The 14,765-nt window shown below is 72.0% G+C and carries 13 protein-coding genes; 4 read left to right on the forward strand and 9 right to left on the reverse strand.

The genetic code is table 11. The features are described from left to right. Window positions 1-4: 4 nt before the first annotated feature. The gene (locus G9Q37_RS15360) at window positions 5-619 is read right to left on the reverse strand and encodes an FMN-dependent NADH-azoreductase (RefSeq protein WP_166228501.1); all 615 of its coding nucleotides are present in this window, start codon (window positions 617-619) and stop codon (window positions 5-7) included. Between the two features lie 121 nt (window positions 620-740). On the opposite strand from G9Q37_RS15360, the gene G9Q37_RS15365 reads away from it, so the two are divergent. Continuing rightward, window positions 741-1,691, forward strand: a complete 951-nt coding sequence (locus G9Q37_RS15365) for a LysR family transcriptional regulator (protein WP_166228503.1) — start codon at window positions 741-743, stop codon at window positions 1,689-1,691. Here G9Q37_RS15365 and G9Q37_RS15370 read toward each other — a convergent pair. Continuing rightward, window positions 1,666-2,559, reverse strand: coding sequence for an RNA polymerase sigma-70 factor (locus tag G9Q37_RS15370; RefSeq protein ID WP_166228505.1), 894 nt, complete (start codon window positions 2,557-2,559; stop codon window positions 1,666-1,668). The two genes, G9Q37_RS15365 and G9Q37_RS15370, sit on opposite strands and share 26 nt — an antisense overlap. A gap of 176 nt (window positions 2,560-2,735) precedes the next feature. Between G9Q37_RS15370 and G9Q37_RS15375 the strand changes: the two genes are divergently transcribed. Beyond that, the gene (locus G9Q37_RS15375) at window positions 2,736-3,662 is read left to right on the forward strand and encodes an AraC family transcriptional regulator (protein WP_166228507.1); all 927 of its coding nucleotides are present in this window, start codon (window positions 2,736-2,738) and stop codon (window positions 3,660-3,662) included. A gap of 91 nt (window positions 3,663-3,753) precedes the next feature. Here G9Q37_RS15375 and G9Q37_RS15380 read toward each other — a convergent pair whose 3' ends face one another. The 3 genes from G9Q37_RS15380 to G9Q37_RS15390 form a co-directional block, all read right to left on the reverse strand. Then, window positions 3,754-6,000 carry a xanthine dehydrogenase family protein molybdopterin-binding subunit gene (locus G9Q37_RS15380; protein WP_166228509.1) on the reverse strand — a complete coding sequence of 749 codons (2,247 nt, stop codon included), beginning with the start codon at window positions 5,998-6,000 and terminating at the stop codon, window positions 3,754-3,756. A gap of 14 nt (window positions 6,001-6,014) precedes the next feature. After that, window positions 6,015-6,488: a (2Fe-2S)-binding protein gene (locus G9Q37_RS15385; protein ID WP_166228511.1), complete on the reverse strand. Its 474-nt coding sequence runs from the start codon at window positions 6,486-6,488 to the stop codon at window positions 6,015-6,017. A gap of 146 nt (window positions 6,489-6,634) precedes the next feature. Next, on the reverse strand, window positions 6,635-7,162 hold the full coding sequence (locus G9Q37_RS15390; protein ID WP_166228513.1) for a hypothetical protein: 528 nt from the start codon (window positions 7,160-7,162) through the stop codon (window positions 6,635-6,637). A gap of 167 nt (window positions 7,163-7,329) precedes the next feature. On the opposite strand from G9Q37_RS15390, the gene G9Q37_RS15395 reads away from it, so the two are divergent. Both G9Q37_RS15395 and G9Q37_RS15400 read left to right on the forward strand, forming a co-directional pair. Next, complete coding sequence (locus tag G9Q37_RS15395; RefSeq protein ID WP_166228515.1) at window positions 7,330-9,189, forward strand: hypothetical protein; 1,860 nt, start codon at window positions 7,330-7,332, stop codon at window positions 9,187-9,189. Window positions 9,190-9,347: 158 nt separating this feature from the next. Further along, the gene (locus tag G9Q37_RS15400; protein ID WP_166228517.1) at window positions 9,348-10,430 is read left to right on the forward strand and encodes a TRAP transporter substrate-binding protein; all 1,083 of its coding nucleotides are present in this window, start codon (window positions 9,348-9,350) and stop codon (window positions 10,428-10,430) included. 45 nt (window positions 10,431-10,475) lie between these two features. Here G9Q37_RS15400 and G9Q37_RS15405 read toward each other — a convergent pair whose 3' ends face one another. Genes G9Q37_RS15405 through G9Q37_RS15420 form a run of 4 tightly spaced genes read right to left on the reverse strand, consistent with a single transcriptional unit; the run spans window position 10,476 to window position 14,761 of the window. Continuing rightward, window positions 10,476-11,594, reverse strand: a complete 1,119-nt coding sequence (locus G9Q37_RS15405; protein ID WP_166228519.1) for an FAD-binding domain-containing protein — start codon at window positions 11,592-11,594, stop codon at window positions 10,476-10,478. Continuing rightward, complete coding sequence (locus G9Q37_RS15410) at window positions 11,591-13,117, reverse strand: cryptochrome/photolyase family protein (RefSeq protein WP_166228521.1); 1,527 nt, start codon at window positions 13,115-13,117, stop codon at window positions 11,591-11,593. Before G9Q37_RS15410 ends, G9Q37_RS15405 begins: the two co-directional genes overlap by 4 nt. Window positions 13,118-13,133: 16 nt before the next feature. Further along, window positions 13,134-13,304, reverse strand: coding sequence for a DUF2256 domain-containing protein (locus G9Q37_RS15415; RefSeq protein ID WP_166228523.1), 171 nt, complete (start codon window positions 13,302-13,304; stop codon window positions 13,134-13,136). After that, entirely contained in the window at window positions 13,301-14,761 is a 1,461-nt protein-coding gene (locus G9Q37_RS15420) for an FAD-binding domain-containing protein (protein WP_166228525.1), read from the reverse strand. The genes G9Q37_RS15415 and G9Q37_RS15420 overlap by 4 nt, the downstream gene beginning before the upstream one ends. Window positions 14,762-14,765 lie beyond the last annotated feature (4 nt).

The following is a 14,765-nucleotide window of genomic DNA, read 5'->3' on the forward strand; positions in this document are numbered from 1 at the left end:
GGCCTCAGGCCGCGACGGGCTCGAGCAGGGCGTCCACCTCGGCCTCGGCCGCGGCCAGCGCGCGGCCGCGCGGTTCGTCGCCCATGGCCAGGCCTTCGGCGTGCACGAAGCGCACGTCGCTCATGCCCAGGAAGCCCAGGAAGTTGCGCACGAAAGGCGTCTGCGTGTCGTGCGGCTGGCCCTTGTAGAGACCGCCGCGCGCGGCGAACACGTAGACCTGCTTGCCCTTGACCAGGCCCTCGGGGCCGTTGGCGGTGTAGCGGAAGGTGATGCCGGCGCGCGCGATCTGGTCGAAGTAGGCCTTGAGCGTGGAGGGGATGCCGAAGTTGTAGAGCGGCAGGCCCAGGGCGATCACGTCGGCGCCTTGCAGCTCGGCGATCAGCGCATCGGACGCGGCCACCAGCGCCTGCTGCTCGGGCGTGCGCTGCTCGGCGGGCGTGCCGAACGCGCCCACGTGCGCCAGGCTCAGGTGGGGCAGCGGCTGCGCGGCGAGGTCGCGCACCACGACGCGGCCTTGCGGGTTCGCGGCCTGCCATTGCGCCACGAAGCGGTCGGCAAGGCGGTTGGACTGGCTGTTGTCTTGCAACAGGCTGGAGCGGATCAGGAGCAGGGTGGACATGGCGGTGTTTCCTTGAAGGGGTGGGTGGCCGGGGGCCATGCAGGCATTGAAACATCGGCTGAGCCCATGGAAAAGCGCAAAATCTCGCTCTGATCCATCGAACCAGCCGATACATCACGCCATGAACCACCCCCGCGTCACGCTCGACCAATGGAACGCCCTGGTGGCCGTGGTGGAGGCGGGCAGCCATGCGCGCGCGGCCGAACGGCTGCACCGCAGCCAGTCGTCGGTGACCTACGCGGTGCAGCAGATCCAGTCGCAGCTGGGCGTTCAGGTGTTCGAACTCGACGGCCGCAAGGCGCGGCTCACGCCCACGGGCGAGCAGCTGTACCAGCGCGCGCGCTACCTGGTGGCCGAGGCGCAGGCACTGGAGTCGGCCTCGGGCTGCCTGTCGCTGGGCTGGGAGGCCGAGCTGCGGCTCGCGGTGGAGGTGATCTACCCCAACCAGCGCCTGTTCGATTGCCTGGAGCGCTTCGGCCAGAGCGCCTCGCACACGCGCGTGGAGGTGGTGGAGGCCGTGCTCGGGCACCGCACCACGCTGCTCGACGAAGGCAAGACCGACCTGGCCATCTACGGCAGCGTGCCGCAGGGCTACGAGGGCGAGCACCTGATGCGCGTGCGCTTCCTGCTCGTGGCGCACCCCGACCACGCGCTGCACCGGCTGGGCCGCGCGGTCACGCTGCGCGACCTGCGCCAGCACCGCCACCTCGTGGTGCGCGAGACCAGCCCCGAGCGCACCACCGCCACCAGCCTGCAGGCGCCGCAGCGCTGGACCGTGGGGCACCTGTCGACCTCGATCGAGGCCGCGCGCCGCGGCCACGGTTTCGCCTGGTTGCCCGAGGAACGCATCGGCGACGAGCTGCGCTCGGGCCAGCTCAAGCCGCTGCCCATGCGCCACGGCGGCGAGCGCTTCGCCGACCTGTACCTGATCTTCGGCGACCGCAGCGCCGCCGGCCCGGCCGCGCTGCGGCTGGCCGAGATCCTGCGCGCGGACGCGCTGGGCGCTGTGGCGGGCGCGGCGCCCGCTGCTGCGGTGCCGGCGCCGCTCAGGCCGAAGCGGTCCCGCCGCTGAGCCCCTGCGCCAACCGCGCGAGCTTGTCGGGGTTGCGCTGCACGTGGATGCCCACGACCCGGCCATCCGCGATCTGCAGGCTCTGCGCCGATTCGAGCGCGCCATCGATCCAGCGCAGCAGGCCCCATTCGCCGTTGAGTCGCACCAGCGCATAACGCACGCGCTGCGGAAAACGCAGCGCCGCAGCCAGGTACAGCTGGGCGATGCGCTGGCCGCCGAGCAGCGGCACACCGAAGCTGGCGACCTTGCCACCGCCGTCGCTCACGAGCTGCGCGTCTTCGGCCAGCACCGCCTTCAGGCCCGCGATGTCGCCATTCGCGGCCGCATCGGCGAAGGCCTGCAGCAAGCGCCGCTGTTCATCGGCCGGCACCGGCCGGCGCGCGCGGCCGTCTTTCACCTGCACGCGCGCGCGGTGCACGAGCTGGCGCACCGCGGCCTCGCTCTTGCCGAGCGCGGTCGCGATCTCGCCGTAGTCGGCCTCGAAGACCTCGCGCAGCAGGAAGGCCGCGCGCGATTCGGGCGTGAGGCGCTCGAGCACCATCAGGAAGGCCACCGAAATGTCGTCGGCGCGTTCGAGCATCTGCTCGGGCGAGTGCGGCGCGTCGGTGAGGATGGGCTCGGGCAGCCAGAAGCCCACGTAGTCCTCGCGCCGTGACTGCGCGGCGCGCAGGCGGTCGATGGCCAGCCGCGTGGTGACCGAGACCAGCCAGGCCTCGGCGTTGTCCACGCCCGCGCGCTCGGTCTGGTGCCAGCGCAGCCAGGCGTCCTGCACCACCTCCTCGGCGTCGGCGGCGCTGCCGAGCATGCGGTAGGCGATGCCACGCAGCCGGGGGCGCAGGCGCACGAAGGGGTCGGGTTCGGGGGTCATGACGCACCAGACGGATGGACCGCGGCGATTGTGACGCCGCCCCGACGGGCGGCTGTCACGATGCTCCGCGAAGCTTGCCCATTCCTGCAAACCACGGCCAGACAAAACCCCAGCGGCGCACGCCCGCGCGGCGCATGCCCGATCATCGCGGCTCCGCCCTGCCCCAGAGCCTCACCATGCTGCCACCCCAGGACGCCCTGCGCGAGATCAACGACGCGATTGCCCGATCCACCGAGGCCGACGGCCTCACGCCGACCGCGGTCGACCACCTGTTCTTCGCGCGCCAGAGCTCGCCTTCGCTGCCGCTGCACATTGCGCAGTGGCCGTGTTTTGCGCTCGTCACCCAGGGCAGCAAGCGGCTCACGCTGGGCGACGAGGTCTACCACTACGGCGCGGGCGACTGCCTGCTGGTGACGCTGGACCTGCCCGTGGTCTCGTGCATCGTCGAGGCCACGCCCGAGCGGCCCAAGCTCGCGCTGGGCATGGCGATCGACCCCGGGCGGCTGCAGGAGGTGCTCTCGCGCGTGAGCCTGCCGCCCGAGGCGCTGCGCGCCGAGGGCGGGCGCGGCGTGGCCGTGCACAAGGCGCCGGCCGAGCTGCTCGACGCCACGCTGCGCCTGGTGCGCCTGCTCGAGCGCCCGCAGGACATCGCCTCGCTCGCGCCCCTGATCGAGCAGGAGATCCTCTACCGCCTGCTCACCGGGCCGCACGGCCCGACGCTGCTGCGCATCGCCTCGGCCAACAGCCCGGCCAACCGCATCGCCAAGGCCATCGCCTGGCTGCGCCAGCACTACGCGCAGCCGCTGCGCATCGAGGCCCTGGCGCAGCACGTGGGCATGAGCGCCTCGTCGCTGCACCACCACTTCCAGCAGGCCACGGCGATGTCGCCGCTGCAGTACCAGAAGCGGCTGCGCCTGCAGGAGGCGCGACGCCTGATGCTGGTGGACGACCTCGACGTGGGCAGCGCGGGCTACCGCGTGGGCTACCAGAGTCCCTCGCAGTTCAGCCGCGAGTACAGCCGCCAGTTCGGCCTGCCCCCGCTGCGCGACGTGGAACGCGCGCGCGGCCGCAGCGAGGGCTACATCCCCGTCACCGCCGCCTGACGCCCCGCAACCCAGGGGCGCCGCGGAACCGGCTTTGCCGGGCCGCTGGCGCCGCCCCCTCGAGGGGGTCGCGCGCAGCGCGGCGGGGGTGTCACCCCAGCTTGAAGGGCAGCTCGCGCAGCGGCTTGCCGGTGAGCCGGGCGATCGCGTTCGCGAAGGCCGGCGCCAGCGGCGGCAGGCCGGGCTCGCCCATGCCCGTGGGCGGGTCGGCGCTGGGCACGGTGTGCACCGCCACCTCGGGCATCTCGGTGATGCGCGCCACGCGGTAGTCGCCGAAGTTGCTCTGCTCGACCACGCCGTCCTTGAGGGTGATGGCCGCGCCGGGCAGGCACATGCCCAGGCCCATGAGCGCCGCGCCCTGCACCTGGGCTTCCACGGTGCGCGGGTTGACCACCAGGTTGCAGTGCACGCCGGCGGTGATCTTGTGCAGCACGGGCTCGCCGTCTTTCACCGAAGCCTCGACCACATAGGCCACCACCGAGTCGAAGCTCTCGTGCACCGCCACGCCCCAGGCGCGGCCCGCGGGCAGCGTGCGCTGGCGGTAGCCGCTCTTGTCCACCGCGAGCTGCAGCGCCGCGCGGTGGCGCGGGTGCGCGTCGCCGAACAGGGCCATGCGGTAGGCCACCGGGTCCTGCTGCGTCTCGCGCGCGATCTGGTCGATCAGCGTTTCCATGACGAAGGCCGTGTGGGTCGAGCCCACGCTGCGCCACCACAGCACCGGCACGTTCACCTTGGGGTGGTGCACCGTGAGCCGCATGGGCAGCGGGTACGGCGCGCGCATGCCTTCGACCGCGGTCTGGTCGACGCCGTTCTTGACCATCATCTGTTCGAAGAAGGTGCCGCCGATGATGGACTGGCCCACGATGGTGTGGTCCCAGGCGAGCACGCGGCCGCGCTCGTCGAAGCCGATCTGCGCGCGGTGCACGTGCATGGGGCGGTAGTAGCCGCCCCTGATGTCGTCCTCGCGGCTCCACACGGTGCGCACCGGCGCCTTCAGGCCCGCGGCCTGCGCGGCCTTGGCGATGGCACAGGCCTCGACCACGTATTCGCTGCTCGGGATGGCGCGGCGGCCGAAGCCACCGCCGGCCGATTGCACGTTCACGCGCACCTGCTCGGGCTTCAGGCCCAGCACGCGCGCGGCCGCCATGCCGTCCAGGCCCGGCATCTGCGAGCCCACCCACAGCGTGGCGCCCTGCTCGCCGATCTCCACCGTGCAGTTGAGCGGCTCCATGGGCGCGTGCGCGAGGTAGGGGAAGACGAACTCGGCCTCGATGCGGCGCGGCGCGCTGGCCAGCGGCGCCATGTCGGCGTCGAAGTGCTTGGCGCCGGGCTGGCGCGCGAGCTCGCGGTACTGGGCGAGCTGGCGTTCGCTGTCGACCTTCTCCACCGCGTCGGTGGCCCAGTCGAGCTGCAGCGCGTCGCGCGCGGTCTTGGCGGGCCAGTAGCCGTCGGCGACCACGGCCACGCCTTCACCGCCGCGGTCCAGCGGCACGCGCAGCACGGCCTTCACGCCCTTGACGGCGCGCGCGGCGCTGTCGTTGACGCTGCGCAGCTTGGCACCGAACACGGGCGGGCGGGCGATCACCGCGGTGAGCTGGCCGGGGCGGCGCACGTCGATGCCGAAGTCCTGCCGGCCGCTGCTCTTGGCGCGCGCGTCCAGGCGCGTGGTGGGCTGGCCGATCAGTTTGAACTGTTTGGGGTCCTTGAGCGCGACCTTCTCGGGCACGGGCTGCTTCATCGCCTCGTCGGCGAGCGCGCCGTACGCGAGCTTGCGCCCGCCCGGGCCGATCACGTGGCCGGCCTCGGTGCGCAGGCGCGCCGCGTCGGTGTTCCAGCGCGCGGCCGCGGCCGACACCAGCATGGCGCGGGCGCGCGCGCCGAGCTCGCGGTACTGCGTGTAGCTGTGCTTGAGCGCGGTGGAGCCACCCGTGAGGTGCATGCCGAACAGCGGATCGGCATAGGCCATGTCGTTGGTGCCGAGCTGGCTGCGCACCTTGGACCAGTCGGCATCGAGTTCTTCGGCGAGCACCAGCGGCAGCGCGGTCTGCACGCCCTGGCCGAACTCGAGCCGGTTCACGGTGACGGTCACGGTGCCGTCGCGCGCGATCTGCACGAAGGCCGCGGGCTGCTGCGTGGGCTTGAGGCCTGCGGGCTCGGCGGGCTTGTCGGCCTGTGCGAACACGGTCTGCGGCGCGACGCCGAGCGCAAAGCCGCTGCCCAGCGCGAGCTTGAGGAAGCCGCGGCGCGGCAGTTCGGCCGCGCCGTCGGCGGCGGGGTGCTGGCGCGACACCAGGTGTTGCAGCGCGCGCGGCATCTCGGCGGAGAGGTGGGACAACATGCGGTGCTCCTTGCTCAGGCGATGGCGCGCGCGGCGTCGGCCACGGCGGCGCGGATGCGCGCGTAGGTGCCGCAGCGGCACACGTTGCCGGCCATGGCGGCGTCGATCTCTGGCGCGCTGGGCTGCTTGCCCTTGGGCAGCGACTTGAGGAAGGCGGTGGCGCTCATGATCTGGCCGCTCTGGCAGTAGCCGCACTGGGCCACGTCGTGCTTGACCCAGGCCGCGTGCACCGCCTTGCCGATCCGGTCGCTGCCGTCGGTGACGGCTTCGATGGTGGTGATGGGCTTGCCTTCGGCGGCCGAGACGGGGGTGATGCACGAACGCACGGCCTGGCCGTCGATGTGCACGGTGCAGGCGCCGCAGAGCGCCGCGCCGCAGCCGAACTTGGTGCCGGTCATGCCCAGCGTGTCGCGCAGGGCCCAGAGCACGGGGGTGCCGGGGTCCACGTCGAGCGCGTGGTCGCGGCCATTGACTTGCAATCGGGTCATGGGGGTCTCCCGGGAAAGGGGGGTGAACGAACATGCACGATCCGGCGGCGCACGCGCCACCGGGACCGCGAGAGTGTTCACCGCCGCTCCGGGCGGCCGTTAGCCCGATCCTGCGAATGCCTTGCCTGATCCTCCAGCGGGCGGGCTCAGACGTAGCGCCAATCCAGCACCGCGTCGCGCGTGACCGCGAACGCCAGGCGCGCACCTTCGGGGGCCGCCAGCTGGGCATCGATGAAGGCCTGGCCGATGGCGGCACGGCACATCACGGCCTCGTCGGGCCAGCGGGGCAACGCCTCGGGCCAATCCTCACGCCAGCTGTCCACGTAACGCGGGTCGGCATGGGCGAACGCGCGCAGGGCATCGCCGTCGATGGCGTCGCGCTCGGCGAGCAGGCGCATCGCATCCAGGGCCAGGGCCTGCAGGGCGTCGGGGTCGGCCTCGCCGGTGCCGATCGCGGCGAGCGCCGCATCGTGCGCCGCCAGCGCCGCGCCGATGCACAGCGCGTTGGCAAGCCGCGCCGCATCGGCCTGCTGGTCGGCAGCCACCTTGTCGGCGTATCGCAGCGGCTGCTGGTGCGCGGCGCGGTCGGCCACGCGCCGGGCATGGCGGTCGATGCCCGCCAGGTGGTGGGCGGCGTCGAGCAGGTGGCGGGCCAGGCGTTGGTCCCAGGGCATGGATCGGGTGTAGCGGTGCATGGCAAATGGCGTGGGTGTCGCTGAACGGGGTAAGCCGTCTGGCCGGTCAGCGGGCATGAAATCTTCATCACACTGTGCTGGGTATGCGCCCAAGCACCGGGCGCCTCTGGGCCAGCAGGGGGACCATCCACAACGAGGGCTTCACCATGCACAGCAGCGGCCGTGTCCGATCCCTGTCTTCACCCACCCGGCTCACGCACGACAGCCATGTCGACGCATCGCCGCTGCGCGCAGACACGGCAGCGCAGACCTGGCGCGAAGCCCTGAACACGGCACGGGGCCGGCTCAACGAGGACCTGTTGCAGGCGCTGGACCGTTGTGCACACGGCGACCGGGGCGACCTGGACCTGAGCGAACACCGAGAGCCCATCGCGCGCGCCGGCGCGGACGGCACGCTGGAGCGCGTCCTGGCGGCCTGCACGGGGTTGCGCGCGGCCCGGGGGTACCCGCTGCAGACCCTGGTGCTGCCGGCGGGCCTGCGCCAGCTGCCCGGCTGGCTGCGGCATGTCGACACGGTCACCACGCTGCGGGTGCCGCACTACCGAGGCCGGCAGTTGGACGCCCGCGGCCTGCCGGGCCTGCGGTCGCTGGACCTGGGGGCGATGGTGCCGCGCGAGCTGGAACTGCTGCTGCCCAAGGAATGCGCATGGAGCGTGCAGCACCCCGACGGGCGAAAGCCCGCATCGACCGAGACCAGCGGTGCACAGCACCGGGCGGTTGGCTTGCGGTTTCGACCGCTGAACTTCAATGGGCTGGTGGCGCGGCAGGACAAAGCGGACGACCCCTATGTGTGCCGCCACCTGTCGATGGAGAAGGTGCGGCTCTGGGGCCGCCCCCGGTTCCTCGACGACGCGCCCGAAGACCCCATGGCCAGCATCACCGGCATCCAGCGCACGGTGACGCCCGACACGGAACAGCTCTGCGCCGACCTGGACGATCGGGCGCGACAAACGCACCTGGTGGACAGGACGCTGTGGCGGCCCTTCGTCGAAGAGCAGTTCCGGCAGATGGCCCTCGAAGGCAGGACCACGGTGGTGGCAATGTTCCAAACCGAGACCCATTCGATGGCCCTGCGCTTCGACGCCAGCGACCCGAACAATCCCGGCGTGGAGTGCTGGGACCCCAACTTCACCAACGTGAGCACCTTCAGCCGCGCGCCGTTCGATTTCAACGCCCTGTTCTGGGACTTTGAACGGGTGCAGCCGCTGTACTTCCGCGAACAGAAGGGCTTTGGCGTGCCCCCGCTGGTCCGGGTCACGCCCATCGACGACCCTTTGTTTCCCGAGCACAGCGTGGTGCGCCGCGCAGCCGACCGCTCGGTATCGATGGCATTTGCGAACCTGCCCCACAGCTGGCATCCACACGTGGTGCAGACCCTGGTCAAGCACGGGCTCGAGCCTCCCGGCCTGCAAGGACTGATCGGCTTCATCGAACACACCAAGCCCACCCCGGCGCAATGCCGCCATTTGCTGACCGCGGCCGACAGCCACCACTTTCCGGCGCTGAACATGGCGGCCGCCCTGGGCCATGGTCAGGCCTTCGCGATGATGGAGCCCGTGCTGGAGCGGGCCTTCCAGCTCAAGCTGCTGACGGAGAAGGACGTGCTGGCCATCCTCGAAGCGCGCTCGACCCTCGGCACCGCGATGAACGAGGCCTTCCGCAAAGGTCACGCGGATGTGGTTGCCTCACTGGGTGGCACGGCCAAGCGCCTGTGGCACAAGGGCGCGTTGTCGCAGCGTTCGGTGTACCACCTCATGCGCGCGGCCAACCACGAGCGGGCGTCCACCATCGACCAGATCAAGGACCCGCGCGTTGCCAAGCGGCTTGAGCGCACGCTGAACAAGTTGCTTCGCGCCGGCGCGCTGACCCGGGAGGACCACAAGGATCTGGTCGAGGAGGTCCGCGGCGTCCGAAACGACATCCGCGACGAGGCCAAGGCCGCGCGCCGGGCCGCAAAGGCCAGGGCCCTGGGGCCGCACCCGGCTGCCCCACTCATCCGGGGGTGACCCGGCTCTCTGGCTCGCGCAGGGCGAAGCGGGCGGTGCCGTTCGCGATCCGCGGGGCCGTTGCCCGCGGCACGGGCCTGGGCGCATGCTGGCATACTGCCCGGTTCCCGCCAACAGGGGTCACAAGCCCCGCTGATCCGTTCCCGAGGAGTCAATACATGGATCGTCGTTCCGTCATCAAGAACGCTGGCTTGGCCGGCGTGCTCGCCACCGGCATCGCCCCCGCGGTGCATGCCCAGGCCGCCGTGCGCTGGCGCCTGGCCTCGAGCTTCCCCAAGTCGCTGCCGACCATCTTCGGCTCGGCCGAGAAGTTCTCCGAAACCGTCAAGGCCCTGTCGGGCGGCAAGTTCGAAGTCTCGGTGCACGCCGCCGGCGAAATCGTGCCGGCCTTCGGCGTGGTCGACGCGATCCAGGACAACACCATCGAGATGGCGCAGACCGCGCCCTACTACTTCACCGGCAAGGACTCGATCTTCGCCTTCGGCTGCGCCGTGCCCTTCGGCCTGACCGCGCGCCACATGGACGCCTGGATGGAGCACGGCAACGGCCGCAAGCTCATGGACGAGTTCTACGCCAAGTACAACATCGTCTCGATGAGCTCGGGCAACACCGGCACCCAGATGGGCGGCTGGTACCGCAAAGAGATCAAGACCGTGGCCGACCTCAAGGGCCTGAAGATGCGCATGGGCGGCGGCCTGTTCGGCGAGTCCATGGCCAAGCTGGGCGTGGTGGCGCAGAACATGCCCGCCGGCGAGGTGTACCAGGCGCTGGAAAAAGGCACGCTGGACGCCACCGAGTTCGTCGGCCCCTTCGACGACGAGCGCCTGGGCTTCAACAAGGTCGCGCCCTTCTACCACTACCCCGGCTGGTGGGAAGGCGGCGCCGAGCTCGAGTTCTTCATCAACAAGAAGGCCTTCGACGCGCTGTCGCCCGAGAACAAGGCCATCGTGCGTGCCGCGGGTGCCGTGGCCGCGCGCGACATGACCGCCAAGTACGACGCCCAGAACCCGCTGGCGCTCAAGCGCCTGGTGGCCTCGGGCACCAAGCTCATCGCCTTCCCCAAGGCCGTGATGGACGCCGGCTTCAAGACCGCGATGGAAGTGTTCGCCGAGCACGAGGCCAAGTCGCCCGAGTTCAAGAAGATCCACCAGGACATGCGCGCCTTCCAGCGCGACCAGATCCTGTGGAGCCGCTTCTCGGAATGGCGCTACGACAGCTACATCACGTCGGCCAAGATCTGAGCGATCACCGACCTGCCCCGAAAGGCCCGCCACGCGGGCCTTTTTTCATGCCCGCGCGCCGCTGCCGGCGCGGGCCATGCGGGTGCCGCGCCAGTACTGCGTGAACGAGGCGCAGGCGCGCGCCGGCTCGTCGAAGGCCGCGGCCACGGGCATGGCGCGCGCGCCGGCCAGCCAGGGCGCGGCGTGCGGATCGGCCCAGGCCGTGGCGCCCGCGGGCACCGGGCCTTCGCACCAGTGCGGCACGCCGGCGATCTGCTGCAGCCGATCGGCCGCGAAGCGCCAGCGCCGCTCGCTCCAGGGCCAGCGCGCGTGAAAGTCCGCGAAGAACACGCCCGCCGCGGGGCCACCCGGTGGCGCGCCGGCCAGCGACCAGGGGTGCACCAGCGCGGCCGCGGGCGGCAGCGGCCCGGCCTCGGTGGCCAGGCCCGGGGGCGGGGCGCGGTGCAGCGCGGGCTCGTCCACCGGCTCGCCGCGGCCGCCGCCCACCTCGCGCGGGCGGCGCGCGAGCGCGTCGAGCGCTTCGTAGCTCAGGTCGATCGCGCTGCCCGCGCTGTGCCACTCGCGCGGCGCAAAACGCGCCACGTTGTCGGCGTTGAACAGGTAGGGCTTGTGGCTGCCGGTGCCGGCCACCCACTGCCAGCTCAGGTGGTTGCTCGCGAGGTCGCCGTCGAGCAGGTGGCCGTAGAGCCAGTCGGCGCCCGCGCGCCAGTGCACCTTGCGCAGGTGCACCACGTAGCTCGCGAGCCACAGGCGCGCGTGGTTGTGCAGGTAGCCGGTGGCGTAGAGCGTGCGCACCGCGCGGTCGATCGCGGGCACGCCGGTGGCGCCGCGGCGGATGTCCTCGGGCAGCGTGGGCGCGTAGGCGTCGTCGGGCAAGGGGCCGGCGTGCAGCGAGGCGAAGATGGCCTCGCCGCGGTGGCGCCACACGTGGTGGAAATAGGCGCGCCAGCCCAGCTCCTGCACCAGCTTGTGGGACTCGTCGAGGCCGTGGCGCTCGCGCAGCGCCTGCAGCACCTCGGCCAGCCCCAGCAGGCCGTGCGTGAGGTAGGGCGACAGGTGCGTGACCGCGCCTTCGAGGTGGTTGCGGCTGCGCGCATAGGCCTCGGGTTGCAGGGCCGCAAGGCGCGCGTGCGCGGCCTCGCGCGTGGGCTCGAACCCGCTCATGCCACGCTCCCGGCGCGGACCGCGTCGGCGCGCGCCACGATGGCCTCGCGCTCGGCGGGGCCGATGCGCGCAAGGTTCTTCACCTGCAGCGCGAGCCGCGGGTGCGAGGCAAAGCGCGCCTCGTGGCGCAGCAGGAAGTCCCAGTAGAGCGTGGTGAACGGGCAGGCGCGCTCGCCCGTGCGCTGGCCCGGATCGAAGCGGCAGCCGCGGCAGTGGTCGCTCATGCGCTCGATGTAGCGGCCGGTGGCGATGTAGGGCTTGCTCGCGAGCAGGCCACCATCGGCGTACTGGCTCATGCCCAGGGTGTTGGGCAGCTCCACCCACTCCACCGCGTCCACGTAGACGCTCAGGTACCAGGCGTGCACCTGCTGCGGCTGCACGCCGTAGAGCAGCGCGAACAGGCCCGTGACCATCAGGCGCTGGATGTGGTGCGCGTAGCCGTGGCGCAGGGTCTGGCCGATGGCGTCGGCCAGGCAGCGCATGGGTGTGTCGCCGGTCCAGAACCAGGCGGGCAGGTCGTGCGGCGCGGCCAGCGCGTTCTGCTCGGCGTAGTCGGGCATACGCAGCCAGTAGATGCCGCGCACGTACTCGCGCCAGCCCAGGATCTGGCGAATGAAGCCCTCGGCCGATTCGAGCGGCACGCGGCCCCCGCGCCACGCGGCCTCGGCGGCGGCGATCACCTCGCGCGGGTTCAGCAGCTTGAGGTTGAGCGCGGCGGCCAGGTGGGCGTGGTAGAGCCAGGGCTCGCCGGTCCACATGGCGTCCTGCCAGCGGCCGAAGTGCGGCAGGCGCTCGTCGATGAACACCTGCAAGGCCTGCAGCGCCTGCGCGCGGTTGACGGGCCAGCCGAAAGGGTCGGCCTGGCCCGGGTGGTCGGCGAAGCGCTGCTGCACCAGCGCGATCACCTCACGCGTGATCGCATCGGGCTCGAAGCGTGTGGGCGGCGGCAGAAAGCCCGGGCCATTGGGGCCGAAGGCCTCGCGGTTGTCGGCGTCGTAGTTCCAGGCGCCGCCGCAGGGCTGGTCGCCGTCCATGAGCACGCCGTGCTCGCGCCGCATCTCGCGGTAGAAGAACTCCATGCGCAGCTGGCGCCGGCCGCGCGCGTGCGCGGCGAAGCGCGCGCTGCTGCACAGGAAATGGCGGTCTTCGGTGATGTCCAGCGGCGTGTCGCCCGCGGCGGCCCGCAGCGCCTGCAGCACGCGCCAGTCGCCGGGCTGGGTGAGGCGCAGGCGCGCGGGCCGCCAATGCGCGATGGCTTCGCGCAGTGCGTCGGCCAGGCCGCCTTCGCGCAGGGTTTCGTAATGCAGCGGCAGGCCTTCGCCGCGCAGCGCCTGCGCGAAGTGGCGCATGGCGGCCAGGAACTGCACGGTGCGCTGCTGGCTGCTCCAGACGTGCGTGCTTTCTTCGGCGGCTTCGCACATCCACACGCGGTCGAGCGCGGGGTCGAAGCCGTCGAAGGCGCTGGCGTCGCGGTTGAGCTGGTCGCCGAGCACGACCACCAGGTGTCGACAGGGTTGGGTCATGGTGAAGGGAGAGGTTTCAGGACGCGTTCTTGCGCGCGCGGCAGGCGTCGGAGCAATAGCGCACCGAGTCCCAGTTCTTGGCCCAGGCGCGGCGCCAGACCATGGGCCGGCCGCACACCGCGCAGGGCTTGCTCGGCAGGTCGCGCTTGTTGCCCTTGAAGCCTTTGCCGTCGTCGCGTGCGCTCACCGGAACAGCTCCTGCTGCAGGGGCGAGGCCTCGGCTTCGGCGCGGCGGCGTGTCCGCGGTGCGCGCGCGCCCGAGGGCGGCAGGCCGGCCTTGCGCGAGCCGTGGCGCTGCTGCACCGCGTCGGCCTCGGCGCGCGCTTCGGGCGTGGCGCGCAGCGCGTACAGGCGCTCGCGCGCCAGGCGCAGCGCGGCGCGTTCGTCCACGATGGGCCGCGGGTAGGCGGGCGTGCCGAACTCGGGCACCCAGCGGCGGATGAACACGCCCTCGGGGTCGTGGTCCATGGCCTGCTTGGTGGGCGAGTAGATGCGCAGCGTGTTGATGCCCGTGGTGCCGCTCTGCATCTGCATCTGGCTCCAGTGGATGCCGGGCTCGTAATCCAGGAACTGGCGCGCGAGGAACAGACCCGGCTCGCGCCAGTGCAGCCACAGGTGGTAGGCCGCGAAGCTCACCAGCATGGCGCGCATGCGGAAGTTGAGCCAGCCGGTGGCGCGCAGGCTGCGCATGCAGGCGTCGACCATGGGAAAGCCGGTGCGGCCCTCGCACCAGGCCTCGAAGCGCTCGCGGTCGAAGGCGTCTTCGCGCAGGCCGTCGCACACGCGCGCGAAATTGCGGTGTTCGATCGCGGGCTCGTCTTCGAGCTTCTGCATGAAGTGGCAGTGCCAGCGCAGGCGGCCCGCGAAGCCGCGCAGCGCGTGGGCCAGCGTGCGGTCGGGCGTGTTCGCGATGGTGGCCTCGGTGGCCTGGTGCACATGGCGCATCGAGACGGTGCCGAAGGCCAGGTGCGGACTCAGGCGGCTGCAACCCTCGGCCGCGCTCAGCGGGCTCGAGAGCGCGCGCCGGTAAACGCGGCCGCGGCCGGCCAGGAAGCCGTCGAGCAGGTCCAGGGCCGCGCGTTCACCGGCCGCGGGCAAGGGTCGCGCGGGTGGCAGGCCGAGCGAGGCCAGGGTGGGCCCGTCGGGGGTGTCGACGCGCGCGCCCGCGAAGCCCTCGGGCATGGCCACCTCGGGCGCGTCCATGCGCGCGTGCCAGCGCGCGGCCCAGCCCTTGCGGTCGCGCAGGCGGCGCACCACGCCGGTCTGCGGCGACTCGGTCCACAGCACGCCCTGCGCGCGGCACCACGCGGCCACGGCGCGGTCGCGCGCGTAGCTCCAGCCCTCGCCGGTTTCTTCGTGGCTCAGCAGATGGCGGTACGGGTACTCGCGCCGCAGCTGCGCCAGCACGTCCACGGCCGGACCCACGCGCACCAGCAGCGGCAGCCCGCGCGCGGCGAGCGTGGCGCGCAGCTCGGCCAGGCAGGCGAGCGCAAAGGCCAGGTGCTGCGGGTCGAAGCCCGGGCTGGCGAGCCACTCGGGCTCGACGATGTAGAGCGCGAGCGCCTGCTCGTGCAGGGCCGCGGTGGCCAGCGGCGCGTGGTCGCGCCAACGCAGGTCGCGCTTGAGCCAGACCAGGGCGCTCATGAGG

The sequence above is a fragment of the Hydrogenophaga crocea genome, assembly GCF_011388215.1.
Taxonomy (GTDB): domain Bacteria; phylum Pseudomonadota; class Gammaproteobacteria; order Burkholderiales; family Burkholderiaceae_C; genus Hydrogenophaga; species Hydrogenophaga crocea.